The organism is Rheinheimera sp. SA_1 (genome assembly GCF_001669775.1).
In the GTDB taxonomy this organism is placed as follows: Bacteria; Pseudomonadota; Gammaproteobacteria; order Enterobacterales; family Alteromonadaceae; genus Pararheinheimera.
The window spans coordinates 16,950-43,550 of record NZ_LXWK01000003.1; the positions used below are offsets into that span (position 1 = coordinate 16,950).

At 47.5% G+C, this 26,601-nt stretch carries 35 protein-coding genes; 34 read left to right on the top strand and 1 reads right to left on the bottom strand.

Annotated elements, in window-relative coordinates; translation table 11 throughout:
- The first annotated feature begins 50 nt into the window (after positions 1-50).
- The 34 genes from rpoC (at position 51) to rplQ (ending at position 24,582) form a co-directional block, all read left to right on the top strand.
- Positions 51-4,232, top strand: a complete 4,182-nt coding sequence (rpoC, locus tag A5320_RS00990) for a DNA-directed RNA polymerase subunit beta' (RefSeq protein WP_068059802.1) — start codon at positions 51-53, stop codon at positions 4,230-4,232.
- 152 nt (positions 4,233-4,384) lie between these two features.
- Positions 4,385-4,762, top strand: coding sequence for a 30S ribosomal protein S12 (rpsL, locus tag A5320_RS00995; RefSeq protein WP_031564163.1), 378 nt, complete (start codon positions 4,385-4,387; stop codon positions 4,760-4,762).
- A gap of 82 nt (positions 4,763-4,844) precedes the next feature.
- Entirely contained in the window at positions 4,845-5,315 is a 471-nt protein-coding gene (rpsG, locus tag A5320_RS01000) for a 30S ribosomal protein S7 (RefSeq protein WP_068059805.1), read from the top strand.
- A gap of 27 nt (positions 5,316-5,342) precedes the next feature.
- Positions 5,343-7,448 carry an elongation factor G gene (gene fusA / locus A5320_RS01005; protein ID WP_068059808.1) on the top strand — a complete coding sequence of 702 codons (2,106 nt, stop codon included), beginning with the start codon at positions 5,343-5,345 and terminating at the stop codon, positions 7,446-7,448.
- Between the two features lie 52 nt (positions 7,449-7,500).
- The gene (gene tuf / locus A5320_RS01010) at positions 7,501-8,685 is read left to right on the top strand and encodes an elongation factor Tu (protein WP_068059781.1); all 1,185 of its coding nucleotides are present in this window, start codon (positions 7,501-7,503) and stop codon (positions 8,683-8,685) included.
- A 218-nt stretch (positions 8,686-8,903) separates the two neighbouring features.
- On the top strand, positions 8,904-10,643 hold the full coding sequence (locus A5320_RS01015; protein ID WP_068059811.1) for an acyl-CoA dehydrogenase family protein: 1,740 nt from the start codon (positions 8,904-8,906) through the stop codon (positions 10,641-10,643).
- A 273-nt stretch (positions 10,644-10,916) separates the two neighbouring features.
- Positions 10,917-11,228, top strand: a complete 312-nt coding sequence (gene rpsJ, locus A5320_RS01020) for a 30S ribosomal protein S10 (protein ID WP_008899121.1) — start codon at positions 10,917-10,919, stop codon at positions 11,226-11,228.
- Between the two features lie 29 nt (positions 11,229-11,257).
- A complete protein-coding gene (gene rplC / locus A5320_RS01025; protein ID WP_068059813.1) occupies positions 11,258-11,896 on the top strand; it encodes a 50S ribosomal protein L3 in 639 nt (212 codons plus the stop codon).
- A gap of 19 nt (positions 11,897-11,915) precedes the next feature.
- Positions 11,916-12,521, top strand: a complete 606-nt coding sequence (gene rplD / locus A5320_RS01030; protein ID WP_068059816.1) for a 50S ribosomal protein L4 — start codon at positions 11,916-11,918, stop codon at positions 12,519-12,521.
- Positions 12,518-12,820, top strand: a complete 303-nt coding sequence (gene rplW / locus A5320_RS01035) for a 50S ribosomal protein L23 (protein ID WP_068059819.1) — start codon at positions 12,518-12,520, stop codon at positions 12,818-12,820. Before rplD ends, rplW begins: the two co-directional genes overlap by 4 nt.
- Positions 12,821-12,836: 16 nt before the next feature.
- Entirely contained in the window at positions 12,837-13,661 is an 825-nt protein-coding gene (rplB, locus tag A5320_RS01040; RefSeq protein WP_068059820.1) for a 50S ribosomal protein L2, read from the top strand.
- Positions 13,662-13,680: 19 nt separating this feature from the next.
- Positions 13,681-13,959: a 30S ribosomal protein S19 gene (gene rpsS, locus A5320_RS01045; protein ID WP_053426061.1), complete on the top strand. Its 279-nt coding sequence runs from the start codon at positions 13,681-13,683 to the stop codon at positions 13,957-13,959.
- Between the two features lie 11 nt (positions 13,960-13,970).
- Positions 13,971-14,303 (top strand): 50S ribosomal protein L22, encoded by a 333-nt coding sequence (gene rplV, locus A5320_RS01050; RefSeq protein WP_068059823.1) that lies wholly within the window; start codon positions 13,971-13,973, stop codon positions 14,301-14,303.
- A 9-nt stretch (positions 14,304-14,312) separates the two neighbouring features.
- Positions 14,313-15,026, top strand: coding sequence for a 30S ribosomal protein S3 (gene rpsC / locus A5320_RS01055; protein WP_068059826.1), 714 nt, complete (start codon positions 14,313-14,315; stop codon positions 15,024-15,026).
- A gap of 12 nt (positions 15,027-15,038) precedes the next feature.
- The gene (gene rplP, locus A5320_RS01060) at positions 15,039-15,452 is read left to right on the top strand and encodes a 50S ribosomal protein L16 (RefSeq protein WP_068059829.1); all 414 of its coding nucleotides are present in this window, start codon (positions 15,039-15,041) and stop codon (positions 15,450-15,452) included.
- On the top strand, positions 15,452-15,643 hold the full coding sequence (gene rpmC / locus A5320_RS01065; protein WP_068059832.1) for a 50S ribosomal protein L29: 192 nt from the start codon (positions 15,452-15,454) through the stop codon (positions 15,641-15,643). Before rplP ends, rpmC begins: the two co-directional genes overlap by 1 nt.
- Positions 15,643-15,897 (top strand): 30S ribosomal protein S17, encoded by a 255-nt coding sequence (gene rpsQ / locus A5320_RS01070; protein ID WP_068059834.1) that lies wholly within the window; start codon positions 15,643-15,645, stop codon positions 15,895-15,897. The genes rpmC and rpsQ overlap by 1 nt, the downstream gene beginning before the upstream one ends.
- A gap of 173 nt (positions 15,898-16,070) precedes the next feature.
- Positions 16,071-16,439: a 50S ribosomal protein L14 gene (rplN, locus tag A5320_RS01075; protein WP_031568313.1), complete on the top strand. Its 369-nt coding sequence runs from the start codon at positions 16,071-16,073 to the stop codon at positions 16,437-16,439.
- A 9-nt stretch (positions 16,440-16,448) separates the two neighbouring features.
- Entirely contained in the window at positions 16,449-16,763 is a 315-nt protein-coding gene (rplX, locus tag A5320_RS01080) for a 50S ribosomal protein L24 (protein WP_068059835.1), read from the top strand.
- A 20-nt stretch (positions 16,764-16,783) separates the two neighbouring features.
- On the top strand, positions 16,784-17,323 hold the full coding sequence (rplE, locus tag A5320_RS01085) for a 50S ribosomal protein L5 (RefSeq protein WP_068059836.1): 540 nt from the start codon (positions 16,784-16,786) through the stop codon (positions 17,321-17,323).
- A gap of 11 nt (positions 17,324-17,334) precedes the next feature.
- A complete protein-coding gene (rpsN, locus tag A5320_RS01090; RefSeq protein WP_068059838.1) occupies positions 17,335-17,640 on the top strand; it encodes a 30S ribosomal protein S14 in 306 nt (101 codons plus the stop codon).
- Between the two features lie 20 nt (positions 17,641-17,660).
- Positions 17,661-18,053, top strand: a complete 393-nt coding sequence (gene rpsH / locus A5320_RS01095; protein WP_068059841.1) for a 30S ribosomal protein S8 — start codon at positions 17,661-17,663, stop codon at positions 18,051-18,053.
- 15 nt (positions 18,054-18,068) lie between these two features.
- The gene (gene rplF, locus A5320_RS01100) at positions 18,069-18,602 is read left to right on the top strand and encodes a 50S ribosomal protein L6 (RefSeq protein ID WP_068059843.1); all 534 of its coding nucleotides are present in this window, start codon (positions 18,069-18,071) and stop codon (positions 18,600-18,602) included.
- Between the two features lie 9 nt (positions 18,603-18,611).
- Positions 18,612-18,962, top strand: coding sequence for a 50S ribosomal protein L18 (gene rplR, locus A5320_RS01105; RefSeq protein WP_068059846.1), 351 nt, complete (start codon positions 18,612-18,614; stop codon positions 18,960-18,962).
- Between the two features lie 6 nt (positions 18,963-18,968).
- On the top strand, positions 18,969-19,475 hold the full coding sequence (gene rpsE, locus A5320_RS01110) for a 30S ribosomal protein S5 (RefSeq protein WP_442966039.1): 507 nt from the start codon (positions 18,969-18,971) through the stop codon (positions 19,473-19,475).
- Between the two features lie 6 nt (positions 19,476-19,481).
- Positions 19,482-19,664, top strand: coding sequence for a 50S ribosomal protein L30 (gene rpmD, locus A5320_RS01115; RefSeq protein WP_068059849.1), 183 nt, complete (start codon positions 19,482-19,484; stop codon positions 19,662-19,664).
- A gap of 3 nt (positions 19,665-19,667) precedes the next feature.
- Positions 19,668-20,102, top strand: coding sequence for a 50S ribosomal protein L15 (gene rplO, locus A5320_RS01120; protein ID WP_068059850.1), 435 nt, complete (start codon positions 19,668-19,670; stop codon positions 20,100-20,102).
- Positions 20,103-20,117: 15 nt separating this feature from the next.
- Positions 20,118-21,446 carry a preprotein translocase subunit SecY gene (secY, locus tag A5320_RS01125; RefSeq protein WP_068059852.1) on the top strand — a complete coding sequence of 443 codons (1,329 nt, stop codon included), beginning with the start codon at positions 20,118-20,120 and terminating at the stop codon, positions 21,444-21,446.
- Between the two features lie 22 nt (positions 21,447-21,468).
- Complete coding sequence (rpmJ, locus tag A5320_RS21590; protein WP_082335860.1) at positions 21,469-21,582, top strand: 50S ribosomal protein L36; 114 nt, start codon at positions 21,469-21,471, stop codon at positions 21,580-21,582.
- 135 nt (positions 21,583-21,717) lie between these two features.
- Positions 21,718-22,074, top strand: a complete 357-nt coding sequence (gene rpsM / locus A5320_RS01130) for a 30S ribosomal protein S13 (RefSeq protein WP_068059855.1) — start codon at positions 21,718-21,720, stop codon at positions 22,072-22,074.
- A gap of 11 nt (positions 22,075-22,085) precedes the next feature.
- The gene (rpsK, locus tag A5320_RS01135; RefSeq protein WP_008899098.1) at positions 22,086-22,475 is read left to right on the top strand and encodes a 30S ribosomal protein S11; all 390 of its coding nucleotides are present in this window, start codon (positions 22,086-22,088) and stop codon (positions 22,473-22,475) included.
- A 31-nt stretch (positions 22,476-22,506) separates the two neighbouring features.
- Positions 22,507-23,127, top strand: a complete 621-nt coding sequence (gene rpsD, locus A5320_RS01140) for a 30S ribosomal protein S4 (protein WP_068059858.1) — start codon at positions 22,507-22,509, stop codon at positions 23,125-23,127.
- A 27-nt stretch (positions 23,128-23,154) separates the two neighbouring features.
- On the top strand, positions 23,155-24,144 hold the full coding sequence (locus A5320_RS01145; protein ID WP_031568298.1) for a DNA-directed RNA polymerase subunit alpha: 990 nt from the start codon (positions 23,155-23,157) through the stop codon (positions 24,142-24,144).
- Positions 24,145-24,183: 39 nt separating this feature from the next.
- Complete coding sequence (gene rplQ, locus A5320_RS01150; protein WP_068059859.1) at positions 24,184-24,582, top strand: 50S ribosomal protein L17; 399 nt, start codon at positions 24,184-24,186, stop codon at positions 24,580-24,582.
- Between the two features lie 871 nt (positions 24,583-25,453).
- On the opposite strand, the gene A5320_RS01155 is transcribed toward rplQ, so the two are convergent.
- Entirely contained in the window at positions 25,454-26,575 is a 1,122-nt protein-coding gene (locus A5320_RS01155) for a carbohydrate-binding protein (RefSeq protein ID WP_068059860.1), read from the bottom strand.
- Positions 26,576-26,601 lie beyond the last annotated feature (26 nt).

The following is a 26,601-nucleotide window of genomic DNA, read 5'->3' on the forward strand; positions in this document are numbered from 1 at the left end:
TGGGGCGCAAGCCGTCCCGTTACCGGTTAAACCTCTGACAGGAGAGCAAAGTGAAAGACTTATTAAAGTTTCTGAAACAACAAACAAAAACTGAAGAGTTCGATGTGATCCGTATCGGTCTTTCTTCACCTGACATGATTCGTTCATGGTCATTTGGTGAAGTGAAAAAGCCTGAGACGATCAACTACCGTACTTTTAAGCCTGAGCGTGACGGTCTGTTCTGTGCCCGGATCTTTGGCCCAGTCAAAGATTACGAATGTCTGTGCGGTAAGTACAAACGTCTGAAGCACCGTGGTGTGATCTGTGAAAAGTGTGGTGTTGAAGTCACACTGACCAAAGTGCGTCGTGAGCGCATGGGTCACATTGAACTGGCAAGCCCGGTTGCCCACATTTGGTTCCTGAAGTCACTGCCGAGCCGTATCGGTTTGCTGCTGGATATGACATTACGTGATATCGAGCGCGTGCTGTATTTCGAAAGCTACGTAGTGACCGAACCAGGTATGACTTCTTTAGAGCGTCGTCAGATGCTGACTGAAGAAGAATACTTAGACGTGCTGGAAGAGCACGGCGACGAGTTCGAAGCGAAAATGGGTGCAGAAGCAATTCTGGACATTTTACGTGGTATCGAACTTGCGACAGAAATCAAACAAATGCGTGAAGAGTTACCGACGATCAACTCGGAAACCAAACGTAAGAAGATCAGCAAACGCTTAAAACTGATGGAAGCATTCTTCACTTCAGGCAACAAGCCTGAGTGGATGATCATGACAGTGCTGCCAGTACTGCCGCCGGATTTACGTCCGTTGGTACCACTGGACGGTGGCCGTTTTGCAACTTCAGATCTTAACGATTTATACCGTCGTGTGATCAACCGTAACAACCGTCTGAAGCGTCTTCTGGACCTGTCAGCGCCTGATATCATCGTTCGTAACGAAAAGCGGATGTTGCAGGAAGCGGTTGATGCGCTGTTAGATAACGGTCGTCGCGGTCGCGCCATCACTGGCTCGAACAAGCGTCCGCTGAAATCTTTAGCCGACATGATTAAAGGTAAACAAGGTCGTTTCCGTCAGAACTTATTAGGTAAGCGCGTCGACTATTCAGGTCGTTCTGTGATTACCGTAGGTCCTACACTGCGTTTGCACCAGTGTGGTCTGCCGAAGAAAATGGCACTTGAGCTGTTCAAGCCGTTTATTTACGGCAAGCTGGAAGCCCGTGGTTTAGCCACCACTATCAAAGCCGCCAAGAAAATGGTTGAGCGCGAAGTGGGTGAAGTGTGGGACGTGTTAGATGAAGTGATCCGCGAACATCCGGTATTACTGAACCGCGCACCAACACTGCATCGTCTGGGTATTCAAGCATTTGAACCAGTACTGATTGAAGGTAAAGCAATTCAGTTACACCCATTGGTGTGTGCTGCATACAACGCCGACTTCGACGGTGACCAGATGGCGGTCCACGTACCGCTGACGCTGGAAGCTCAGTTAGAAGCCCGTGCGCTGATGATGTCGACCAACAACGTACTGTCACCAGCCAACGGTGAGCCAATCATCGTTCCTTCACAGGACGTTGTATTGGGTCTGTACTACATGACACGTGATGCCATCAACGCTAAAGGCGAAGGCATGATGTTCAAAAATCCGAAGGAAGCTGAAAAAGCCTTCCGTGCCGGCGTGGCCAGTTTACACGCTCGCGTTAAAGTCCGGATTGTTGAAGTGTTAGCCGATGAAGAAGGCAACAGAACCACATCAACCAAAGTGCGTGATACCACTGTGGGCCGTGCGATCCTGTACTCAATTCTGCCAGAAGGTTTGGCGTTTGATTCAGTGAACCAGGCGATGGGTAAAAAGCAGATCTCTCGTTTACTGAACGGTTCTTACCGTCGGATCGGTCTGAAAAACACTGTTATCCTGGCTGACCAAATCATGTATACCGGTTTCCACTACGCAATGTTGTCAGGTGTGTCTGTTGGTATTAACGACATGGTTATTCCTGATGCAAAAGTGGACATCATCGCTGCAGCTGAAGCCGAAGTTTCAGAAATCAATGACCAGTTCCAACAAGGTCTGGTCACTGCCGGTGAAAAATACAACAAAGTTATCGATATCTGGTCAACAGCCAACGAAACTTTGTCAAAAGCGATGATGGACAATCTGTCAAAAGAGTCTGTGGTTGACCGCGACGGTAATACCGTTACGCAACCATCGTTTAACTCTGTTTATATGATGGCAGACTCAGGCGCGCGGGGCTCTCCAGCCCAGATCCGTCAGTTGGCGGGTATGCGTGGTCTGATGGCGAAACCAGATGGTTCAATCATCGAAACGCCAATCACAGCGAACTTCCGTGAAGGCCTGAGCGTACTTCAGTACTTCATCTCTACTCACGGTGCTCGTAAAGGTTTGGCGGATACAGCGTTAAAAACAGCAAACTCTGGTTACCTGACTCGTCGTCTGGTAGACGTGGCGCAAGACTTAGTCGTGACTGAATCCGATTGTGGTTCAGACAAAGGCATTATGATGAAACCGCTGATTGAAGGTGGTGACGTTGTAGAAGGTCTGCGTGAGCGCGTATTAGGCCGTGTGGTGATTGGTGATGTGGTGGTTCCTGCAACTGGCGAAGTGCTGGTTGAAGATGGCACCATGCTGGACGAGAAACTGTGTGACGCGATTGAAAAACATTCAATCGACGAAGTCTATGTTCGTTCAGTAATTACCTGTCAAACCAACTTCGGTGTCTGTGCCAAGTGTTACGGCCGTGACTTAGCCCGTGGCCATATCATCAACGCTGGTGAAGCGGTTGGTGTTATCGCGGCGCAGTCTATCGGTGAACCTGGTACACAGCTGACGATGCGGACATTCCACATCGGTGGTGCGGCATCGCGGGCTTCTGCAGAAAACAGCGTACAGGTGAAAAATGCCGGTATCCTGAAACTGCATAACGCCAAGTTTGTTCGTAACAGCGACAACAAAATTGTTATTACTTCACGTTCAGCCGAAGTCACAGTATTTGACGAACTGGGCCGTGAAAAAGAACGTTATAAACTGCCATACGGTTCGATCATGACCACGGATGACAATGCTGCCATCGTGTCAGGTCAAATCGTTGCAAACTGGGATCCGCATTCTCACCCGATTATCGTTGAGCGCGGCGCCAAGGTATCTTACAGCGATGTAGATGATACCAATACCGAAGTACAACAGGATGACCTGACCGGTCTGACGCGTACCGTGGTGAAGGACTTGTCCAAAGCCAACGCGAAAGAGCCGAAGTTAATTCTGGAAATGGACGACGGTGCACTGCAGGAAATTCGCCTGCCAAGCTTCACTACTATCGAAATTACCGATGGTCAGAATGTGAAAGCGGGTGCGGTACTGGCGCGTATTCCACAAGAAAGCTCGAAAACACGGGACATCACCGGTGGTCTGCCACGCGTTGCTGACTTATTCGAAGCCCGTAAGCCAAAAGATCCAGCCATCCTGGCGGAAATTTCTGGTGTTATCAGCTTCGGGAAAGAAACTAAAGGCAAACGCCGTCTGCTGATCACCCCAGAACAGGGTGATATTCATGAAGAAATGATTCCGAAATGGCGTCAGGTCAACGTGTTTGAAGGCGAGCGGATCGAAAAAGGCGAAGTTATTTCTGAAGGTCCAGAGTCGCCACACGATATCCTGCGTTTACGTGGTATCCACCATGTTGCCAGCTATATCGTTAACGAAGTTCAGGACGTTTACCGCCTGCAAGGCGTTAAAATCAACGATAAGCACATTGAGACGATTATCCGTCAGATGCTGCGTAAGTGTGTGATTTTACACCCTGGCAATAGTGAGTTCCTTGAAGGCGAACAGGTTGAAGTATCACGGGTAAATCTCGCGAACGTCGAACTGGAAAAAGCCGGCAAAATGCCAGCGAAGTACGAACGCAGCCTGCTGGGTATTACCAAAGCATCGCTGTCGACAGACTCGTTCATTTCTGCCGCGTCATTCCAGGAAACGACCCGCGTGTTAACTGAAGCTGCAGTTGGTGGTAAAACCGACGAGCTGCGTGGTCTGAAAGAAAACGTTATTGTTGGCCGTTTGATCCCGGCTGGTACTGGTTTTTCATATCATCAAAACCGTGCCCGTCAACGTCAACGTGTTGCCAATGGCGAAGTCGCTGAACCGGCGATGAGTGCAGAATCAGCAGAACAAGCGCTGACTGATGCTCTCAATATGAACCTGTCTGGTAACGACGAATAAGTTGTTATTCTGACGAAGGCCTGACGCACTTCTGGTGTGTCAGGCCTTTTCTGTCTTGACAGGTTAAAGGTTGACCAGTAAAATCCCGCAGCCCCAATTTTGGGTGCGTATTTTTACACGTTTATTGGGTATTTAATAACCAGGAGTATTTAATGGCAACAATCAACCAGCTAGTGCGTAAGCCGCGCAGCCAGGTGGTCTCTAAGAGCACCGTTCCGGCGCTTGAAGCTTGCCCACAGAAGCGTGGTGTTTGTACCCGCGTATACACCACGACCCCTAAGAAGCCAAACTCAGCACTGCGTAAAGTATGCCGTGTCCGTTTAACAAACGGTTTTGAAGTTTCTTCTTATATCGGCGGTGAAGGCCACAACTTACAGGAACACAGCGTTGTTCTGATCCGTGGCGGCCGGGTAAAAGACCTTCCAGGTGTGCGTTATCACACCGTACGCGGCACTTTAGACTGTGCAGGCGTTAAAGATCGTAAGCAAGGCCGTTCTAAATACGGCGCCAAGCGGCCGAAGAATAAATAACTTAACTCCGTTAAGTAAGGCCAAACTAAACAACTTTTTTCATTAAAAGTTTTGGAATCACCTGAAGCAATCGGAGTTTCGAATGCCAAGAAGACGCGTCATAGGTCAACGTAAAATCCTTCCAGATCCTAAATTCGGAAGTGAATTACTTGCCAAGTTTGTAAACGTCGTAATGATCGACGGAAAAAAATCAATCGCTGAATCAATTGTATACGGCGCATTAGAAATCGCTGCGACGAAATCTAAAAAAGCTCACTTAGATATTTTCGAAGTGGCTCTGGATAACATTCGTCCAACTGTCGAAGTTAAATCACGCCGTGTAGGTGGTTCTACCTATCAGGTACCATGTGAAGTTCGTCAGGTTCGTCGTAATGCGTTAGCAATGCGTTGGTTGACTGAAGCAGCCCGTAAACGTGGTGAAAAATCAATGGCTCAGCGTTTAGCTGGTGAAATGCTGGATGCTATTGAGAACAAAGGTTCTGCTGTTAAAAAGCGTGAAGACGTACACCGTATGGCCGAAGCTAACAAAGCCTTCGCCCATTTCCGCTGGTAAGTTAGAGCTTTTTAAGAGGAATTCATTGTGGCACGTACAACTCCTATTGAGCGTTACCGGAATATTGGTATCTGTGCTCACGTTGACGCGGGTAAAACCACGACAACTGAACGAGTTTTGTTCTACACCGGCTTGTCTCACAAGATCGGTGAAGTGCATGACGGCGCTGCCACGATGGACTGGATGGAACAGGAGCAGGAGCGTGGTATCACTATCACGTCTGCTGCTACCACGACGTTTTGGCGTGGTATGCAGGCTCAGTTCCCAGAGCATCGTGTAAATATCATTGATACGCCCGGTCACGTCGACTTCACGATTGAAGTTGAACGTTCACTGCGTGTTCTTGACGGTGCTGTTGTTGTGCTTTGCGGTTCGTCAGGTGTTCAGCCTCAAACTGAAACAGTGTGGCGTCAAGCTAACAAGTACGAAGTTCCTCGTTTGATTTTCGTCAACAAGATGGACCGGACTGGTGCTGACTTCCTTCGGGTTGTAAAGCAAGCTCGCGACCGTCTTAATCACACCATTGTTCCTATTCAATTGCCAATTGGTTCTGAAGAAAACTTTAAAGGTGTGGTTGATCTGCTGAAAATGAAAGCCATTAACTGGAATGAAGCAGACCAGGGTATGACTTTCACTTACGAAGAAATTCCGGCTGAAATGTTGGCAGAGTGCGAAGAGTGGCGCGCGAACATGGTGGAAGCTGCTGCTGAAGCTAATGAAGTGCTGATGGAGCGTTATTTGGATGGCGGTGAGCTGACTGAAGACGAAATTCGTTTAGCCTTGCGTCAACGTACACTGGCAAATGAAGTTGTACTTGTGCTGTGTGGCTCAGCATTCAAAAACAAAGGCGTTCAGGCAATGCTTGATGCTGTGATTGAATATTTGCCATCACCGACTGAAGTTAAAGCGATCAAAGGTATCAACGAAGACGAATCAGAAGGCTTACGCCACGCTGATGACGATGCGCCGTTTTCGGCTCTCGCGTTCAAGATTGCCACGGACCCATTTGTGGGAACGTTGACCTTCTTCCGTTGTTATTCAGGTGTGATCAACTCTGGTGACTCCGTGTATAACCCGGTGAAACACAAAAAAGAGCGGGTCGGCCGGATCGTGCAAATGCATGCGAATGACCGTCAGGAAATTAAAGAAGTTCGTGCTGGCGATATCGCCGCAGGAATCGGCTTTAAAGATGTGACTACTGGTGACACTTTATGTGATCCGGACCATATTATTACGCTTGAACGGATGGAATTCCCTGAGCCGGTAATCTCGGTTGCTGTTGAACCGAAAACTAAACCTGACCAGGAACGGATGGGGGTCGCGCTGAGCAAACTTGCTGCAGAAGATCCATCATTCCGCGTACATACAGATGAAGAGACGGGTCAAACCATCATCTCTGGTATGGGCGAGCTGCACTTGGAAATCATCGTTGATCGTATGAAACGTGAATTCAAAGTTGAAGCAAACGTTGGTAAACCTCAGGTTGCTTATCGCGAAACTATTCGTGGTAGCACAGAAGTTGAAGGTAAGTTTGTCCGTCAATCCGGTGGTCGCGGTCAATTTGGTCATTGCTGGCTGAAAATCGAACCTCAGGAAGAAGGTGCAGGCTACACGTTCGTGAATGCCGTTGTTGGCGGTGTTATTCCGAAGGAATACATTCCGGCTATCGACAAAGGTATTCAGGAACAGATGAAAAACGGTATCCTTGCGGGTTACCCGGTCATCGACGTTAAAGTTTCGGTATTCGACGGTTCATACCACGATGTTGACTCTAACGAAATGGCATTCAAAATTGCTGCTTCTATGGGCTTCAAAAAAGGTGCACTGCAATCTAAGCCGGTCATTCTTGAACCAGTGATGAAAGTTGAAGTGGTTACTCCTGAAGACTTCATGGGTGATATTGTTGGCGACTTAAATCGCCGTCGCGGTATTATCAATGGTATGGAAGATGCTCCTGGCGGTATCAAGATCGTTGACGCACAGGTTCCATTGTCAGAAATGTTCGGTTATGCGACAAGCATGCGTTCACTGACTCAGGGACGTGCTTCTTACTCAATGGAACCATTGAAGTATATGGAAGCACCGAACAATGTGACTGAAGCGATTATTGCATCTCGTAAATCTGGCGACTAATTATTTAATTCGGCTCATAAAAATTGAGCCTACTTAACAGAAGGTAATTAAAATGGCTAAGGCTAAATTCGAACGTAACAAACCGCACGTAAACGTAGGCACAATCGGCCACGTTGACCACGGTAAAACTACTCTGACAGCAGCTATCACCAACGTATTGGCTAAACACTACGGCGGTCAGGCTTTCGCATTCGATCAAATCGATAAAGCACCAGAAGAAAAAGCTCGTGGTATCACGATCAACACTTCTCACGTTGAATACGATACACCAGCTCGTCACTACGCCCACGTAGACTGCCCAGGCCACGCTGACTATGTTAAAAACATGATCACTGGTGCTGCTCAGATGGACGGCGCAATCCTGGTTGTTGCTGCAACTGACGGCCCAATGCCACAGACGCGTGAGCACATCCTGTTATCTCGTCAGGTAGGCGTACCTTTCATCGTTGTATTCATGAACAAATGTGACATGGTAGACGACGAAGAACTGTTAGAGCTGGTAGAGATGGAAGTTCGTGAGCTTCTTTCAGACTACGATTTCCCAGGTGATGACCTGCCGGTAATCCGTGGTTCAGCGTTAAAAGGTCTGGAAGGCGATGCAACGTGGGAACCAAAAATCCTTGAGCTGGCAGCAGCTTTAGATTCTTACATCCCAGAGCCAGTACGTGCGATTGATAAGCCATTCATCATGCCAATCGAAGACGTATTCTCAATTGCTGGTCGTGGTACTGTAGTAACAGGCCGTGTAGAGCAAGGTATCGTTAAAGTAGGCGAGTCAGTAGAAATCGTTGGTCTGAAAGACACAGTGACGACGACTTGTACTGGTGTTGAAATGTTCCGTAAACTGTTAGACGAAGGTCGTGCAGGCGAGAACATCGGCGCGCTGTTACGTGGTACTAAACGTGAAGACGTAGAACGTGGTCAAGTATTAGCAAAACCAGGTTCAATCAAACCACACACTAAGTTTGAAGGCGAAGTGTACGTGTTATCAAAAGAAGAAGGTGGTCGTCATACTCCATTCTTCAAAGGTTACCGTCCACAGTTCTACTTCCGTACCACAGACGTAACTGGTTCAGTAGAACTGCCAGAAGGCGTAGAGATGGTAATGCCAGGCGACAACCTGAAGTTTGTTGTTGAACTGATCAACCCAATCGCGATGGACGAAGGTTTACGCTTCGCCATCCGTGAAGGTGGCCGCACAGTAGGTGCTGGTGTAGTATCTAAAGTACTGGTGTAATCACCGCTACTTGATGAAAGGGTCCTTCGGGGCCCTTTTTTATTGCCAAAATTTTTGACGCCATATCTGTGCGGTGTCGACTTGCCCTCTCTCTATCTTCAATACGACTACACTGAAAAAGTATTCCCCAGTCGGTATTAAGAAGATATTTAAACAAGCGTTTGAAATTTTCTGGCTGGCATGTTAGAACAACACATCGTACCAGATGGAGAAGCATTGTGAGCCACTACCAAGCCCCCTTAACCGATATGTACTTTAATCTATTTGATCTTTGGCAAACGCAAAAATACTGGGATCAGTCACCTGCGCTCAAAGAGCTGTTAGATCAGGAGACCGCATCAGCCATTTTGGAGGAAGCGGCTAAGGTGGCAGCCGAACTAATTGCGCCACAATCAAAACTTGCTGACCAGCAAGGTGTGCGGTGGCATGCTGGTGACGTGACGACTCCTGACCATTATAAAACTTGTTATCAGCAACTTTGTGAGGGTGGTTGGACTGGACTCGCCGGCGACCCAGAATATGGTGGCATGGGGATGCCGAAAACACTCGCCAGCATGTACGAGGAAATGTTGTGCAGTGCGGATATCGCGTTTTCTCTCTATTCAGGTCTGACTGCTGGCGCTTGTGTCGCTTTGAACCAGCATGCCGACGCAGCAACAAAAGCAATCTATCTGCCTAAACTTTATAGTGGCGAGTGGTCTGGAACTATGTGTCTGACCGAGTCGCATGCCGGTTCTGATTTGGGCATCATGCGCACTCAAGCGACGCCGCTCGCCGATGGTAGTTACAGTGTCAGTGGCAGTAAAATTTTTATTACCGCTGGTGAACATGATTTGACTACAAATATTATTCACCTGGTTTTGGCTAAGTTACCGGATGCACCTGCCGGCAGTCGTGGTATTTCGCTGTTCTTAGTTCCTAAATTTTTAGTGAATACCGATGGCAGTCTTGGTGAACGAAACAAGCTGAGTTGTGGTTCAATAGAGCACAAGATGGGTATCCATGCTTCAGCCAGCTGTGTGATGAATTTTGACGGTGCGGTTGGATATCTGATTGGTGAAGCCAACAAAGGTCTTGCCTGTATGTTTACCATGATGAACTACGAGCGGCTGGCAATGGGTAGCCAAGGACTAGGCGCTGCAGAGCGTGCTTATCAAAATGCCTTGAGTTACGCCAAAGATCGATTGCAGGGTAGAACGACTGGCAAGGACACCAATAAAGCAGATCCGATTTTAGGTCACGCAGATGTGCGTCGAATGCTCCTGAATGTAAAAGCCATCAACGAAGCTGGGCGCAGTTTTTCGGTGTACGTAGCGCAGCAACTCGACCAAGCCAAATATTCTGGCGACAAGAAGGCTGAGGCACGAGCAAACTTGTTAACCCCGGTGACCAAAGCGTTTATGACCGACCGTGGTCTTGATGCCTGCATTACCGCGCAACAAGTATTTGGTGGACATGGCTACATTCAGGAATGGGGCATGGAGCAGTTGGTGCGGGATGTCCGGATCGCACAGATTTACGAAGGTACGAACGGTATTCAGGCTTTGGATTTCGCCGTACGTAAAGTAGCAGCTGACAATGGTGAAGCACTTCATGAATTGTTGGCAGAAATCTCAGAGAAATTGGCGAATCAGCCGCATCCGGGTTTATCCGCGTTCTTGACTGAATATAAAAACGTGCTCAGTGAATTGTTAGTTGCGGGGAAAAGCAATACCCAACTATTACCAGCTGTCGCTTGCGACTTCGTTGATCTGTCTGGCTACTTGTTATACGGATATATGTGGCATCAAACATTAACGGTGCTCGACCCGGCAAAACACAGCGCTGATTTCGTCGAAAGTAAGCAATTGACAGCGCGGTTCTATTTTGAACGGGTCATGCCAAAAGCTTGGGGACTTATCGCCATCATCCGTCAACCGATCAGTGCATTGGTTGAAATGAGAGATGAGTTGTTCTGAGTTGAATAATGTCCGGCCATGCGCGTTTACTTAACGTGCTCAAATTATCGACAAAGACTTGTGTTTCCAGTTCAGTTGAGTATAATGCGCGGCCGGTCATTTTAAATGACGGGTGCTCTGGTCAGACGCCAGCTTATAGCTGGGTAGTGACCAAGCAACTACAGTGCCCCCGATTGGGGGGCAAACGTAACATGGTGCAGAGGCATTCTCCATTTAATTGGTTGATAGCCCTTGTTTATTTTTGCTCTTTTTTGCTCTTTGAGGCTTTGGTTTATGAGTAATCAAAGGATTCGCATCCGTCTGAAAGCGTTCGATCACCGTTTGATCGATCAGTCAACTATGGAAATCGTTGACACAGCTAAGCGTACGGGCGCACAGGTTCGTGGTCCTATCCCACTTCCTACTCGCCAGGAACGTTTCACTGTATTGATTTCTCCTCACGTCAATAAAGATGCACGTGATCAGTACGAAATCCGTACCCACAAGCGTTTAATCGACATCGTTGAACCAACAGAAAAAACTGTTGATGCTCTGATGCGTTTAGATCTGCCTGCTGGCGTTGACGTTCAAATCAGCCTGGGCTAATCAGACAGGTTTTTAGAGAGGTTTAGGATATGGCTATCGGTCTAATCGGTCGTAAAGTGGGCATGACTCGCATCTTCACTGAAGATGGCGTATCAATCCCTGTAACCGTAATCGAAGCAACACCAAACCGCGTTACTGCCATCAAAACGCAAGACGTTCATGGCTATAGCGCATTGCAAGTGACTGCTGGCACAGTGAAGGCTTCACGCCTGAACAAACCAGATGCAGGTCAGTTTGCAAAAGCTGGTGTCGAAGCCGGTCGTGGTCTGTGGGAATTCCGCCTGCAAGACAACGAAGGTGCTGACATCGCTGTTGGTAGCGAGATTACTGTTGAAGTTTTCGCAGAGACGAAAAAAGTTGATGTCGTCGGTACATCAAAAGGTAAAGGTTTTGCCGGTACTGTAAAGCGCTGGAATTTCCGTACTCAGGATATGACTCACGGTAACTCTTTATCTCACCGTGCACCAGGTTCAATTGGTCAAAACCAATCACCAGGTAAAGTATTCAAAGGTAAAAAAATGGCCGGACACATGGGTGCCGAGCGCGTAACAGTCCAATCTTTGGAAGTGGTACGTGTAGACGCAGCACGCAACATCCTGTTAGTGAAGGGCGCAGTCCCAGGTGCTATCGGCGGTGATGTGATTGTTAAACCTGCGGTCAAAGGCTAACGTCTAGAGGAGATGAGTGATGGAATTAGCATTAAGAGACGCTAACGGCGTTCTTGAAGTTTCCGAAGCTACCTTTGGACGTGAGTTCAACGAAGCATTGGTACATCAGGTTGTAGTTGCTTACGCAGCTGGTGCCCGTCAAGGTACACGTGCTCAACTGACACGTTCAGAAGTACGCGGTGGCGGCAAGAAGCCATGGCGCCAGAAGGGCACAGGTCGTGCTCGTGCTGGTACAATTCGCAGCCCAATCTGGCGCGGCGGTGGTGTGACGTTTGCGGCTAAGCCACAAGATCACAGCCAAAAAGTTAACAGAAAAATGTATCGCGGCGCGATCATGAGCATTCTTTCTGAACTGGTTCGTCAAGAACGTTTAATCGTAGTTGAAAGCTTTGCAGTTGAAACTCCGAAAACGAAAGAACTGACTGCCAAGTTAAAAGCGATGGAACTGAAAGATGTTCTGATCGTTACTGACGAAGTTGACGAGAACCTGTTCTTATCAGCCCGCAACCTGTACAAGGTTGACGTGCGTGATGTTCACGGTATCGACCCTGTCAGCTTAATCGCCTTCGACAAAGTGTTGATGACTGCTGCTGCAGTTAAACAAATCGAGGAGATGTTAGCATGATCCGTGAAGAACGTTTACTGAAGGTTATTCTGGCTCCGCATGTGTCTGAAAAGAGCACAATTGCGGCAGAGACCAACAACACAGTCGTGTTCAAAGTAGCAACTACAGCCACTAAAGCAGACATCAAAGCTGCCGTTCAGAAACTGTTCGAAGTGGAAGTTGTAGGTGTTCGCACTGTTAACGTTAAGGGTAAGACCAAGCGCACTGGCGTGCGTACTGGCCAACGTAGCGATTGGAAAAAAGCTTACGTTACTCTTAAAGAAGGCAGCGAGCTCGATTTAGTTGGCGGCGCTGAGTAATAAGAGGAGTTAGGAAATGGCACTTGTTAAGTGTAAACCTACGTCACCAGGTCGTCGCCACGTTTTAAAAGTGGTCAACCCAGACCTGCACAAAGGCAGCCCTTACGCACCTTTGTTAGAAAAGAAAACTAAGACCGGTGGTCGTAACAACCACGGTCGTATTACGACACGTCATATCGGTGGTGGTCATAAACAACACTACCGTTTAGTTGACTTCAAACGTAATAAAGACGGTATCCCAGCTAAAGTTGAACGCCTGGAATACGATCCAAACCGTACTGCAAACATCGCTTTAGTGTTGTATGCAGATGGTGAGCGTCGTTATATCCTGGCTCCAAAAGGCTTAAAAGCAGGTGACACAGTGCAATCAGGTATGGATTCTCCGATCAAATCGGGTAACACCATGCCATTGCGCAACATCCCTGTGGGTCAAATCGTTCACAACATCGAACTGAAGCCTGCTAAAGGTGGCCAGTTAATGCGTTCAGCTGGTGCTTTCGCCCAGATCCTGGCGCGTGACGGTGCTTATGTCACTCTGCGTTTACGCAGCGGTGAAATGCGCAAAGTCTTAGCTGATTGCCGTGCAACTATCGGTGAAGTTGGCAATGCTGAACACATGCTCCGTCAATACGGTAAAGCAGGTGCAATGCGCTGGCGCGGTGTTCGTCCTACTGTCCGTGGTGTCGTTATGAACCCGGTAGACCACCCACACGGTGGTGGTGAAGGTAAAACTTCTGGTGGCCGTCACCCGGTTACACCATGGGGCGTACCAACGAAGGGTTATAAAACCCGTTCGAACAAGCGTACAGACAAGTTCATTGTCCGTCGTCGTGACAAATAATTTAATGTGAGGAATTGCCATGCCACGTTCTCTCAAGAAAGGTCCATTTATCGACCTTCACTTGCTGAAGAAGGTAGAGAAAGCGTTGGAAAGCGGTGACAAGAAGCCAATTAAGACTTGGAGCCGTCGTTCAATGATCATTCCACAAATGATCGGTTTGACCATCGCTGTCCATAATGGTCGTCAACATGTACCAGTACTTGTCTCGGAAGAGATGGTCGGTCACAAGTTAGGTGAGTTTTCACCTACTCGTACTTACCGTGGTCATGCAGCCGACAAAAAGGCCAAGAAACGCTAAGGGGTAAATAAATGCAAGCATTAGCAAAACATAAATTTGCCCGTTCATCTGCACAAAAAGCTCGTCTGGTCGCTGACCAGATCCGTGGATTGGCAGTTGGAAAGGCGTTGGATGTTTTAACCTACAGCCCGAAAAAAGCGGCTGATCTGGTTAAAAAGGTTCTTTTATCAGCCATTGCGAACGCAGAACACAACGAAGGCGCCGATATCGACGCTTTAAAAGTGAAAACTGTGTTTGTTGACGAAGGTCCGTCGATGAAGCGGATCAAGCCACGTGCTAAAGGTCGTGCTGACCGTATCGTCAAGCGTACCAGTCACATTACAGTGATTGTTGCTGATAACTAGGAGTGAGAAATGGGACAGAAAGTACATCCTAATGGTATTCGCCTAGGTATCACTAAGCCTTGGAGCTCAACCTGGTACGCGAATACAAAAGATTTCCCGGATTTCCTGGTTGGTGACTTTAAAGTTCGTCAGTATCTGACAAAAGAACTGAAAGCCGCTTCAGTAAGCCGGATCGATATTGAACGTCCTGCGAAAAGCATCCGTGTGACTATTCACACTGCTCGTCCAGGCGTCATCATCGGTAAAAAAGGTGAAGACGTTGAGAAACTGCGCAAAGCTGTAGCGACTATCGCTGGCGTGCCTGCACAGATCAATATTTCTGAAATCCGTAAGCCGGAATTAGATGCCAAATTAGTTGCTGACTCAATCAGCAGCCAGCTGGAACGCCGTGTAATGTTCCGTCGCGCTATGAAGCGTGCGGTACAGAACGCTATGCGTTTAGGCGCTAAAGGTATCAAAGTTCAGGTCGCTGGCCGTTTAGGCGGCGCAGAAATCGCTCGTGATGAGTGGTATCGTGAAGGCCGTGTGCCACTGCACACTCTGCGTGCTGACATCGACTACTCAACATCAGAAGCTTTGACTACTTACGGTATCATTGGTGTTAAGGTTTGGATCTTCAAAGGCGAGATCCTGGGTGGTTTACCACTGGCCAACAACAATAACGCCAACAACGACAAACAGCCTAAGGCGCCGAAAAAACCGGCTCCTCGCAAGGCTAAGTAGGAGTATTGAGCGATGTTGCAACCAAAACGTACTAAATTTCGTAAAGTGCACAAAGGCCGTAACCGTGGTTTAGCCCATGTTGGCGACAAGGTTAGCTTCGGTACTTACGCACTGAAATCAGTAGAACGTGGTCAAATGACTTCACGTCAAATCGAATCAGCACGTCGTGCCATGACTCGTGCCGTTAAGCGTGTTGGTAAAATCTGGATCCGTGTGTTCCCAGACAAACCAATGACGCAGAAGCCACTCGAAGTTCGTATGGGTAGTGGTAAAGGTAGCGTGGAATACTGGGTTTGCCAGATTAAACCTGGCAAAGTCCTGTATGAGATGGACGGTGTGTCGGAAGAATTAGCACGTCATGCGTTTACGCTGGCAGCTGCCAAACTTCCATTTAAGACAACCTTTGTAACGCGGACGGTATTGTGATGAAAGCAAGCGAACTGAAAGCAAAAAGCGTAGAAGAGTTAAAAGCTGAATTACTGGGCCTGTTACGTGAGCAGTTCAACCTGCGCATGCAAGCAGCGACCGGCCAGCTGGCTCAGACTCATTTGCTGAAAACGGTGCGTCGCGATATCGCACGTGTGAAGACCATCTTAACCGAGAAGGCAGGTGTATAATGAGCGAAAAAAACACCCGTACGCTGCAAGGTAAAGTAGTAAGTAACAAGATGGACAAGTCTATCGTTGTTGCTATTGAGCGTCACGTGAAGCACCCAATCTATGGGAAATTCATTACGCGCACTACTAAGCTGCATGTACATGACGAAACTAACCAGTGCAACGAAGGCGACATCGTGACTATTCGCGAATGCCGTCCTCTGTCTAAGACCAAATCTTGGACTTTAGTAGCAGTAGTTGGTACTGCATCTTAATTCTTCGGAGTTGAGATGAGAAAAAGCGGCCCTTTTTTGGGCCGCTTTTATTTTGAGCTACCACTTTTCAAAAAGTGCTGTTATAATCACGCGCCCTTTTGTATGGGGGTAGTTTAAGCAAAAAGCATCGTAATCCTTCGGGGTTACTCGTAGTGGAATAGCGGAGCACTAAGATGATCCAAATGCAATCTATGCTGGAAGTCGCAGACAACAGCGGCGCGCGCAGCGTAATGTGTATTAAGGTCTTAGGTGGTTCGCATCGCCGTTATGCAGCAATTGGTGACGTTATCAAGATCACCGTTAAGGAAGCAATTCCTCGCGGTAAGGTCAAAAAAGGTGACGTTCTGAATGCTGTGGTGGTGCGTACACGCAAAGGCGTACGCCGTCAGGACGGTTCATTGATCCGTTTTGATCGCAATGCAGCTGTGTTGTTAAACAACAAGCTGGAACCGATCGGCACACGTATTTTTGGACCTGTTACCCGCGAACTTCGTGGTGAAAAATTCATGAAGATCGTTTCTCTGGCCCCAGAAGTACTGTAAGGAGTCACCATGGCTAGTAAAATCCGTCGTGATGACGAGGTTGTTGTTCTTACTGGTAAGGACAAAGGTAAGCGCGGTACAGTTTCTAAAGTTTTAGTTGCTGAAGATCGTGTTTATGTTACCGGCGTGAACCTGGTTAAAAAACATCAGAAGCCTGTTCCGGCCCTGAATACACCAGGCGGTATCGTCGAGAAAGAAGCCTCGATTCATGTATCAAATGTAGCGATTTTCAACCCTGCCACTGGTAAGGCTGATCGCGTTGGTTTCCGTTTTGAAGATGGCAAGAAAGTTCGCTTCTTCAAATCGAATAATGAAAAAATCTAAATAGCTATTGGAGTAATACGATGGCGAAACTGCATGAAATTTATAAAGACACAGTAGTTCCTGAGCTGTTTAAACAGTTCGGCTACACTAGCGTCATGCAAGTCCCTCGGATTGTGAAAATCACACTCAACATGGGTGTGGGTGAAGCTGTTGCTGATAAGAAAGTTTTGGATAACGCTGTAGCAGATTTAACTGCTATCTCTGGTCAAAAGCCATTGGTTACTAAAGCTCGCAAGTCAGTTGCTGGTTTCAAAATCCGTGAAGGCTACCCTATTGGTGCTAAAGTGACCCTGCGTGGCGAACGTATGTGGGATTTCCTCGAGCGTTTAGTGTCTATCGCTATTCCTCGTATCCGCGACTTCCGCGGTGTAAATCCTAAGTCGTTCGACGGCCGTGGTAACTACAGCATGGGCGTTCGTGAGCAAATCATTTTCCCTGAAATCGAATACGATAAAGTTGATGCGGTACGTGGTTTAGATATCACTATCACGACAACAGCTCGTACTGATGACGAAGGGCGTGCATTACTTGCCGCGTTTAACTTCCCATTCAAGAAATAAGGTGTAGGGTCATGGCAAAACAATCAATGAAAGCACGTGAAGCAAAGCGTGCAGTACTGGTAGCCAAATACGCTGAGCAACGTCATGCACTGAAGGACGCTATTGCTAACCCGGCAACTTCTGACGAAGACCGTTGGGCAGCAGTTCTGAAGTTACAGTCGTTGCCGCGTGATTCAAGCCCTGCTCGTCAACGTAATCGTTGTCGTGTAACAGGTCGTCCTCACGGTTACCTTCGCAAGTTCGGCATGAGCCGGATCAAGGTACGTGAAGCAGCGATGCGCGGTGAAATTCCTGGCCTTCGTAAGGCTAGCTGGTAAGAATCACGGGAGTAACAGCTATGAGCATGCAAGATCCAGTAGCGGATATGTTTACTCGCATCCGCAACGGCCAAGCTGCCAAAAAGATTGCGGTTAAGATGCCATCTTCAAAAATGAAGATTGCTATCGCGAAAGTATTAAAAGACGAAGGTTACATCGAAGATTTCGCTGTGTCTGCTGACGTAAAAGCAGAGCTGGAAGTTACTTTAAAGTATTTCCAGGGCAAATCAGTTATTGAGACTATCGATCGTGTTAGCCGGCCTGGTCTGCGTATCTATAAGAAACGCGGCGAATTACCAAAAGTAATGGGCGGTTTAGGTGTAGCAATTATTTCTACATCTAAAGGGTTAATGACTGACCGCGCAGCGCGCAAGGTTGGTATCGGTGGCGAAATCATCGGCTACGTAGCGTAACGGAGGTAGTAATCTATGTCTCGTGTTGCTAAAGCCCCCATCGCCGTCCCTGCAGGTGTGACTATCACACTGAATGGTCAGAACGTCGTGGTAAAGGGTAAAAACGGCGAGTTAACGTTAAACGTTAACCCTGCAGTTGAAATCGTTGTTGATGGTAATGTTGTTCGTACCAATCCACGTGACGGTTTTGATAACGCAGACGCACAAGCGGGTACCGCTCGCGCGTTGATCAACAACCTGGTAACTGGTGTAGCTGAAGGCTATACCCGTAAACTTGAGTTAGTTGGTGTTGGTTACCGTGCAAAAGCTGAAGGTAAAGTATTAAACCTGAGCCTTGGCTTTTCTCACCCGGTAGTGTTCGAGGTACCTAACGGTATCACGATCGAAACCCCTTCTCAGACAGAAGTGTTGGTGAAAGGTGCTGACAAACAATTAGTTGGTCAAGTCGCTGCAAACATCCGCGCGTATCGCAAACCAGAGCCTTATAAAGGTAAAGGTGTTCGTTACGCTAATGAAAACGTGCGTCGTAAAGAAGCGAAGAAAAAGTAGGGTAGGACGATGGATAAGAAACTTGCTCGTCTGCGCCGCGCTAAACGCGTTCGCAGAAATATTATCGAACAAGGTGCGAATCGCTTGGTTGTACACCGTACGCCACGTCACATCTATGCCCAGCTTATCGCACCAAATGCTGAAGTGATTGCTGCTGCGTCAACCGTTGAAGCTTCAATCCGTGAATCGTTGAAGTACACTGGTAACGTCGACGCTGCTAAAGCTATTGGTAAGGCGATTGCTGAACGTGCACTGGCTAAAGGCGTGACGAATGTTGCCTTTGACCGCAGCGGTTTCCAGTATCATGGTCGTGTGCAGGCGTTAGCCGACGCGGCGCGTGAAGCCGGTCTTCAATTCTAGGAGTAGATCATGGCTAACGTAGAAGCAAAACAACAATCTGACTTGCAAGAGAAGCTGGTTGCTGTGAATCGTGTGTCTAAAGTTGTTAAGGGTGGTCGGATTTTCTCCTTCACTGCTCTGACAGTTGTAGGCGACGGTACCGGCCGTGTTGGCTTCGGTTACGGTAAAGCACGCGAAGTTCCAGCTGCTATTCAAAAAGCAATGGAAAAAGCGCGCCGTAACATGACTCAAGTTGAGTTAAACGGTAACACCCTTCATCACCCGGTTAAAGGTGTACACGCTGGTTCCAACGTGTATATGCAACCGGCTTCAGAAGGTACTGGTATTATTGCCGGTGGTGCAATGCGCGCCGTGTTAGAAGTAGCTGGCGTACAAAACGTATTGTCTAAGTGCTACGGCTCAACTAACCCGATCAACGTGGTTCGCGCCACTATCAATGCTCTGTCTGCGATCAAATCGCCAGCACAGGTAGCCGCTAAACGTGGCTTACGCGTTGACGACATTCTGGGGTAATTTGCCATGGCTCAAAAAACAGTAACAGTAACCCAAACTAAGTCCAGCATCGGTCGTTTACCAAAACACCGCGCAACTTTAGTTGGTTTAGGCTTACGCCGTATTGGTCACACCGTCACGCTGGAAGATACACCTTCAGTACGCGGTATGATTAACACTGTGTATTACATGGTTAAAGTGGAGGAGTAAGCGATGTTATTAAATACACTTTCTCCGGCTCCAGGCTCGAAAAAAGAGAAGCGCCGTTTAGGTCGTGGTATCGGTTCTGGCTTAGGTAAGACTGGTGGCCGTGGTCACAAAGGTCTGAAGTCACGCTCTGGCGGTAAAGTACGTCCAGGTTTCGAAGGCGGTCAAATGCCTTTGAAACAGCGTCTGCCTAAGTTTGGTTTTACATCATTAAAAGGCTTAGTGTCTGCTGAAGTGCGTTTGCACGAACTGGCGCTGGTTGTTGGTGATGTAGCAGATCTGACTACACTGGCTGAAGCGAACGTAATTACTCGCAACATCAAGTTTGCAAAGGTTGTACTGTCTGGCGAGTTAGCTCGTCCAATCACAGTAAAAGGCCTGCGCGTAACTAAAGGTGCGCGTGCTGCGATCGAAGCTGCTGGCGGCAAAGTAGAAGAATAATAAGGATAGTACGCGATGGCTAGACCAGGTCAGGACTCAAAAAGTACAAAAGGCGGCTTCAGTGAGCTGAAATCCCGTCTGTTATTTGTGCTGATGGCCATAATCGTCTTTCGGTTAGGTTCATTTGTGCCAATTCCTGGAATTGACGCCACCGTGCTTGCTCAATTATTCGAACAGCAAAAAGGTACCATCGTTGAAATGTTTAACATGTTCAGCGGTGGTGCTCTTGAGCGTGCATCTGTATTTGCGCTTGGTATTATGCCCTACATTTCGGCTTCAATTATTGTTCAGTTATTGACGGTCATGCACCCGAAAATGGCAGAGCTAAAGAAAGAAGGTGAGGCAGGCAAACGCAAAATTAATCAGTATACACGTTACGGTACCTTAGCTTTAGCATTGGTCCAGGCGGCAAGTATTGCCACTGGTCTGCCAAACATGATGCCAGGACTGGTCATTAATCCAGGTTTTGGTTTCTACTTTACTGCAGTTGTAAGTCTGGTGACTGGTACCATGTTTTTGATGTGGTTAGGTGAACAGATTACTGAGCGTGGTATTGGTAATGGTATCTCGTTGCTGATCTTTGTCGGTATCGTTGCTGGCTTCCCGTCGGCCGTAGGCCAGACGATTGAGATGGCACGTCAAGGCGATCTGCACTTTTTGTTATTGCTGTTTATTGTTGCGATTGTTGTGGTTGTTACTTGGTTCGTTGTGTTTTTCGAACGTGGTCAGCGCCGAATTGTGGTAAATTACGCGAAGCGTCAGCAAGGCCGTCAGGTTTTCGCAGCGCAGAGCAGTCATTTACCGCTGAAGGTGAACATGGCTGGGGTTATTCCACCAATCTTCGCTTCAAGCATCATCCTGTTTCCAGGGACGATTGCAACTTGGTTCGGCTCAGGTGAGGGTGTGATTGCCAACTTCTTCCAGGAGTTAGCGTTAAATCTGTCTCAGGGGCAACCGCTGTACATCATTTTGTATGCTTCAGCGATTATTTTCTTCTGTTTCTTTTACACTGCGTTGGTGTTCAACCCACGTGAAACAGCAGATAACCTGAAAAAATCTGGTGCTTTTATTCCAGGCATTCGTCCGGGTGAACAGACATCTAAATACATTGATAAAGTAATGACGCGCTTAACCTTAGCTGGCGCAGCGTATATCACCTTTATCTGTTTGGTTCCTGAGTTCATGATGGTTGCGCTTAACGTGCAATTCTACTTCGGTGGCACATCATTGCTGATTATCGTTGTGGTAATCATGGACTTTATGGCACAGGTACAGACTCACTTGATGTCACATCAATATGATTCTGTGCTTAAAAAGGCAAATCTTAAGGGCTTCGGTCGTTAAGGTAATTTTGCGGAGTTAAGTCATGAAAGTACGAGCTTCCGTTAAGAAGATCTGCCGTAACTGTAAAGTTATCAAGCGCAACAACGTTGTGCGGGTAATTTGCGTCGAGCCAAAGCATAAACAACGCCAAGGCTAATACAGCAGAAAAAATTAAGAAAGGGCTAGACTATTTAGTTTAGCCCCGACTTATTGTTGCAATATGGCCGCCATTTGAGTATCCTTACGGGCTTTTCAAATCGGCACCCTTTTAATCTTTTATAGGAGAACGTTAGTGGCCCGTATCGCTGGCATTAACATCCCCGATAATAAACATGCAGTCATTTCTTTGACTTATGTTTTTGGTATCGGTAAAACCCGCTCAAAGGCTATCCTTTCTGCAGTGGGTATCGAAGAAAACCGTAAAATCTCTACGTTATCAGACGCCGAGTTGGATTCTCTTCGTGAAGAAGTTGCTAAGTACACCGTTGAAGGTGACTTGCGCCGTGAAGTTACATTAAATATTAAGCGTTTAATGGACCTGGGTTGCTACCGTGGCCTGCGCCATCGTCGTAGTCTGCCGGTTCGTGGTCAGCGCACTAAAACAAATGCGCGTACCCGCAAGGGCCCACGTAAAGCGATTAAGAAATAAGGTGATTCAACATGGCTAAAGCACCAGTTCGTACTCGTAAACGGGTAAAAAAGCAAGTTTCTGACGGTATGGCTCATATCCATGCGTCTTTCAACAATACCATTGTCACGATCACTGACCGTCAAGGTAATGCCCTGTGTTGGGCAACTGCCGGTGGTTCTGGTTTCCGTGGTTCGCGTAAGTCTACGCCGTTCGCTGCACAGGTTGCTGCAGAGCGCGCTGGTACAGCCGCGTTAGAATATGGTCTGAAGAATCTTGAAGTGTTTGTAAATGGTCCTGGTCCAGGCCGTGAATCAGCCATTCGTGCGCTGAACGCTGCTGGTTACCGCATCACAAACATCACCGACGTGACGCCAATTCCACACAATGGTTGTCGTCCACCGAAAAAACGTCGCGTGTAATTAGCGCTTCTAAGATTATTGGAGAAAGAAGATGGCAAGATATTTGGGTCCTAAGCTCAAACTGAGTCGTCGCGAAGGTACAGATTTGTTCCTGAAAAGCGGCGTCCGAGCAATTGATTCAAAGTGTAATTTAGCAACTGCTCCTGGTCAGCACGGCGCTCGTCGCGGTCGTTTATCAGATTACGGTTTGCAATTACGCGAAAAACAAAAAGTTCGTCGTATTTATGGCGTGCTTGAAAAGCAGTTCCGCAATTTATATAAAGAAGCTGCTCGTTTAAAAGGTAACACTGGCGAAAACCTGCTCCAGTTACTGGAGTCACGTTTAGATAACGTGGTTTATCGCATGGGTCTTGCTAGCACACGTGCAGAAGCGCGTCAGTTAGTAAGCCACAAAGCTATTCTGCTTGACGGTAAAGTTGTGAACATTCCTTCTTATGCTGTTGCTCCAGAACAAGTTATCGCAGTTCGTGAGAAAGCTAAGAAGCAAGCGCGTATCGTTGCTGCTTTGGAAGTCGCTGAACAACGCGAAAAGCCAACTTGGATTGAAGTTGACACGAAGAAAATGGAAGGTGTTTTCAAACGTCATCCAGAGCGTTCAGATTTGTCAGCTGACATCAACGAACAGTTAATCGTCGAACTTTACTCTAAGTAGTAAGGCATTTTCTTAAGAGAGGATACAATGCAGGGTTCTGTCACCGAATTCCTTAAGCCGAGATTAGTTGGTATCGAAAAAATCAACCCAACTCGTGCCAAAGTTACTTTGGAACCACTTGAGCGCGGTTTCGGGCATACCTTGGGCAACGCGTTACGTCGGATCCTTTTATCGTCAATGCCAGGTTGTGCAGTGACGGAAGTGGAAATCGACGGCGTGCTTCATGAGTACAGCGCCAAAGAAGGCGTGCAAGAAGATATCATCGATATCCTTTTGAACCTGAAAGGCTTAGCCGTTCGTTTGGAAGACAAAGATGAAGTCACACTGACTTTAACGAAAAAAGGTGCTGGCCCTGTAACTGCTGGTGATATCCAGCGTGGCGACGGTGTAGTCATCGTTAATCCTGAGCACGTAATTTGCAACCTGACTGGCGAAACTGAATTCAGTATGCGTCTGAAAGTGCAACGTGGTCGTGGTTATGTTCCTGCATCAGCCCGTGTCTCCTCTGAAGATGACGAACGTCCAATTGGTCGTTTGTTACTTGATGCGTCTTTCAGTCCTGTTGAGCGTATTGCTTATTCAGTTGAAGCCGCGCGGGTAGAACAACGTACTGACCTGGACAAACTGGTTATTGACATGGAAACCAACGGCACTGTTGAGCCCGAGGAAGCCATTCGTCGCGCCGCAACGATTTTAGCCGAACAGCTGGAATTCTTTGTTGAACTGCGTGACAAGAGTGAGCCAGAAAAACGCGAAGAGAAGCCGGAGTTTGATCCGATTCTGTTGCGTCCGGTTGATGACCTGGAATTAACAGTTCGTTCTGCCAACTGTTTGAAAGCAGAGCAGATTCAGTATATCGGTGATCTGGTGCAACGTACCGAGGTTGAGCTTCTTAAGACGCCAAACCTGGGTAAAAAGTCACTTACCGAAATTAAAGACGTGTTGGCGTCACGCGGTTTGTCCTTAGGCATGCGCCTGGAAAACTGGCCGCCAGCTAGTTTGGTAAACAAAGACTAACCAGACACCAGTTCCTGGTTTAGTGAGAAGGAATAGATCATGCGCCATCGTAAGAGTGGTCGTCAGTTAAACCGGAACAGCAGCCACCGTCAGGCGATGTTCCGCAATATGGCAAGCTCATTGGTGAAGCACGAAATCATCAAAACGACTTTGCCAAAAGCAAAAGAGTTACGTCGTGTAATCGAACCTCTGATTACACTGGCTAAGATTGATAGCGTTGCAAACCGCCGTTTAGCTTTTGCCCGTACTCGTGATAAAGAAGTCGTTGGTTTATTGTTCAACGTGCTGGGCCCGCGTTATAACGTGCGTCCAGGTGGTTACACTCGTATTCTGAAGTGTGGCTTCCGTGCCGGTGACAACGCACCAATGGCATATATTGAGTTAGTTGACCGTCCAGAAGTGGGCGCTCTGCCAGTTGAAGAAACTGCTGCTGAGTAACTAAATCAATATTTGAAAAAGCCGGCATCAGCCGGCTTTTTTTTTACTCTAAAGTTTCATAGCGCCTGCGGCACTTTTCGTTTTCTATTGGGTTGTACAATACAAAAATACAGTCTCATCCGGCCGTATGTTGATACGAGTCATTCAAACAAACCCTGAACTCATAACACGTTGCTGTCGCGGTCTAATAACCGGATGTTCTGCTAGCCTACGGTGGTTTAAGCCGAAAATCGATCTAAGTCGCACTTAGGATCCAATCGTTGTTTACCACACAACAAGATTGATCGAAGGCCGGATCTTTTGCTGTTGTCGGCCACTGAGATTATTTTTAATAAACCGATTTTTTAAATGTTGCAGGGATAATCTGCGAGTACATGTGCTAAAGCGAGCAGGCCACGACCATATGTAGAAACAAGGCCGGTGTTTGTATTCCTGTGTTTTGCAGCATACGTGCCAGCCTATTATCAGTAATTAAACATTCGGCTGATCATGAAATATATAGCCAACACCGCAGCACATTCGAAAAATGCCACAAATGACAAACCGAAGGTATCCAGTTCGGTCAATTAGCTGCACCCGTTGATTCTTGAATGATTGACTATAAACACCAGTACAGTTTCAGTACCGTCGTTATGCAGGCGGCGTCACTTTCGTGAAATAATTGAGAGTGGTTTAGCCGTAGGCTCTTTGAACCAGCTTGCACTTTGCCCCACTGTTTAGGTGAAATTTCGTCGATTCTGGCAGGCACATCAGCAGTTTTTTTGCTCATAGCGCAATGAAAAGCCAGCAGTGAACTGCTGGCGAAATAAAAAAGTACCGGTAACGGAATGGGAGTTTAAGTGTACCGGTACTGTTAAAGTGCCGTTATCCGTTAAATCTCATTACGCCAAAGTGCAGGCGTTGCCGTCGGATTCCAGTTGATCTGTGAAGTGTGTGGCTGAATTATGCTGTAAATTTTGTCTTCATAACTGACAAAATCACCTGCTTTATACGCTACATATGGCTGCCACTGTGGAGCGTAGTTATCCAGGGTGTCAAAACGGTAACCTTCACGCTTGGCTGCTTCCACAAAACGTTTGATTTTTGGCAGGTTAATTGTAGCGCCCTGACCGCGTTTACCATCTTCAAACAGGAAATCGTGCGCCAGGATCACCACTTTGTTACGGGCGATGCCATCGGAACAATCCAGATCCGGTGTCCTGCTATTCAGCGGGTTCATCGTACGTGGTGCACAGGTATTGACCACTGCATTGACACGCGCTAACAAAGCATCACCATCTAATAACGTTTCAGCCGGGAAAGCCACCCCCCAGTTTTCCGGGCCCCAGTCTAAATCCCAGCCATAAAGTTTGTAACCGCGGCTGGCCAATTGGTCGGCAATTTGCGCCGCAGTTTTGCTGCTTTGGGTTGAAGTTGCAGCGTCACAGCTGAATGCCGGATCCCATGGCGGCACTGTGTCTGAGGTAGCACAACGTCCATCGCCTTTCATTTTACTGGTCACACGCCAACCGTTGGTATAAGGCAGGCGTGCCAGTTTGTCCATTTTATAATTGGTATACAAATAGGCGCCAGGGATTTCCTGTTCCACCCTTTGGCTGTTTTTGTCAAAATAAGTTAAATCGATATCCACGGCACGATAAGACTTCACCGGCCATAAACCAACTCTGTTGCAATAAAAAGCACCAGATTCAATGCCATCAGTGCAATTGTGTAGCATATGGTCATCACTGTGGTTGGCAATGATATGGCCAGAATTAAACATTTTTTGCAGCGAAGTTGTGGCGTACGATTCGTTTTCGTCACCTTCACCAAACATGTGAAAAGCATTGATGAAAAAAGTTGCGCGGATCCCGGCGGCGTCCAGCTCATTCACTAACTGATTGGACGCGTTAATTGGACCGTCGTCAAAGGTCAGATAAATCACGCCTTTCTCTGCGGCCTGAGCGGATAATACTGTGCAGCTGAATAAAGCTGCCAGAAGGGTCTTTTTCATCACTTTCCTCTCCTTTAATTCAGGGC

Excerpts from the sequence above, each read along its gene's own strand:
- rplO (WP_068059850.1), top strand. The coding sequence starts at position 19,668 with ATGTTATTAAATACACTTTCTCCGGCTCCAGGCTCGAAAAAAGAGAAG.
- rplR (WP_068059846.1), top strand. The coding sequence starts at position 18,612 with ATGGATAAGAAACTTGCTCGTCTGCGCCGCGCTAAACGCGTTCGCAGA.
- rplE (WP_068059836.1), top strand. The coding sequence starts at position 16,784 with ATGGCGAAACTGCATGAAATTTATAAAGACACAGTAGTTCCTGAGCTG.
- A5320_RS01145 (WP_031568298.1), top strand. The coding sequence starts at position 23,155 with ATGCAGGGTTCTGTCACCGAATTCCTTAAGCCGAGATTAGTTGGTATC.
- rpsD (WP_068059858.1), top strand. The coding sequence starts at position 22,507 with ATGGCAAGATATTTGGGTCCTAAGCTCAAACTGAGTCGTCGCGAAGGT.
- rplQ (WP_068059859.1), top strand. The coding sequence starts at position 24,184 with ATGCGCCATCGTAAGAGTGGTCGTCAGTTAAACCGGAACAGCAGCCAC.
- rplW (WP_068059819.1), top strand. The coding sequence starts at position 12,518 with ATGATCCGTGAAGAACGTTTACTGAAGGTTATTCTGGCTCCGCATGTG.
- rplX (WP_068059835.1), top strand. The coding sequence starts at position 16,449 with ATGGCTAGTAAAATCCGTCGTGATGACGAGGTTGTTGTTCTTACTGGT.
- rpmD (WP_068059849.1), top strand. The coding sequence starts at position 19,482 with ATGGCTCAAAAAACAGTAACAGTAACCCAAACTAAGTCCAGCATCGGT.
- rpsH (WP_068059841.1), top strand. The coding sequence starts at position 17,661 with ATGAGCATGCAAGATCCAGTAGCGGATATGTTTACTCGCATCCGCAAC.
- rpsL (WP_031564163.1), top strand. The coding sequence starts at position 4,385 with ATGGCAACAATCAACCAGCTAGTGCGTAAGCCGCGCAGCCAGGTGGTC.
- rplB (WP_068059820.1), top strand. The coding sequence starts at position 12,837 with ATGGCACTTGTTAAGTGTAAACCTACGTCACCAGGTCGTCGCCACGTT.
- rplC (WP_068059813.1), top strand. The coding sequence starts at position 11,258 with ATGGCTATCGGTCTAATCGGTCGTAAAGTGGGCATGACTCGCATCTTC.
- rpsJ (WP_008899121.1), top strand. The coding sequence starts at position 10,917 with ATGAGTAATCAAAGGATTCGCATCCGTCTGAAAGCGTTCGATCACCGT.
- rpsC (WP_068059826.1), top strand. The coding sequence starts at position 14,313 with ATGGGACAGAAAGTACATCCTAATGGTATTCGCCTAGGTATCACTAAG.
- rplV (WP_068059823.1), top strand. The coding sequence starts at position 13,971 with ATGCAAGCATTAGCAAAACATAAATTTGCCCGTTCATCTGCACAAAAA.
- rplF (WP_068059843.1), top strand. The coding sequence starts at position 18,069 with ATGTCTCGTGTTGCTAAAGCCCCCATCGCCGTCCCTGCAGGTGTGACT.
- rpsS (WP_053426061.1), top strand. The coding sequence starts at position 13,681 with ATGCCACGTTCTCTCAAGAAAGGTCCATTTATCGACCTTCACTTGCTG.
- A5320_RS01155 (WP_068059860.1), bottom strand. The coding sequence starts at position 26,575 with ATGAAAAAGACCCTTCTGGCAGCTTTATTCAGCTGCACAGTATTATCC.
- rpmJ (WP_082335860.1), top strand. The coding sequence starts at position 21,469 with ATGAAAGTACGAGCTTCCGTTAAGAAGATCTGCCGTAACTGTAAAGTT.
- rpsG (WP_068059805.1), top strand. The coding sequence starts at position 4,845 with ATGCCAAGAAGACGCGTCATAGGTCAACGTAAAATCCTTCCAGATCCT.
- rpsQ (WP_068059834.1), top strand. The coding sequence starts at position 15,643 with ATGAGCGAAAAAAACACCCGTACGCTGCAAGGTAAAGTAGTAAGTAAC.
- rpmC (WP_068059832.1), top strand. The coding sequence starts at position 15,452 with ATGAAAGCAAGCGAACTGAAAGCAAAAAGCGTAGAAGAGTTAAAAGCT.
- tuf (WP_068059781.1), top strand. The coding sequence starts at position 7,501 with ATGGCTAAGGCTAAATTCGAACGTAACAAACCGCACGTAAACGTAGGC.
- secY (WP_068059852.1), top strand. The coding sequence starts at position 20,118 with ATGGCTAGACCAGGTCAGGACTCAAAAAGTACAAAAGGCGGCTTCAGT.
- rpsN (WP_068059838.1), top strand. The coding sequence starts at position 17,335 with ATGGCAAAACAATCAATGAAAGCACGTGAAGCAAAGCGTGCAGTACTG.
- rplN (WP_031568313.1), top strand. The coding sequence starts at position 16,071 with ATGATCCAAATGCAATCTATGCTGGAAGTCGCAGACAACAGCGGCGCG.
- rplP (WP_068059829.1), top strand. The coding sequence starts at position 15,039 with ATGTTGCAACCAAAACGTACTAAATTTCGTAAAGTGCACAAAGGCCGT.
- rpsK (WP_008899098.1), top strand. The coding sequence starts at position 22,086 with ATGGCTAAAGCACCAGTTCGTACTCGTAAACGGGTAAAAAAGCAAGTT.
- rplD (WP_068059816.1), top strand. The coding sequence starts at position 11,916 with ATGGAATTAGCATTAAGAGACGCTAACGGCGTTCTTGAAGTTTCCGAA.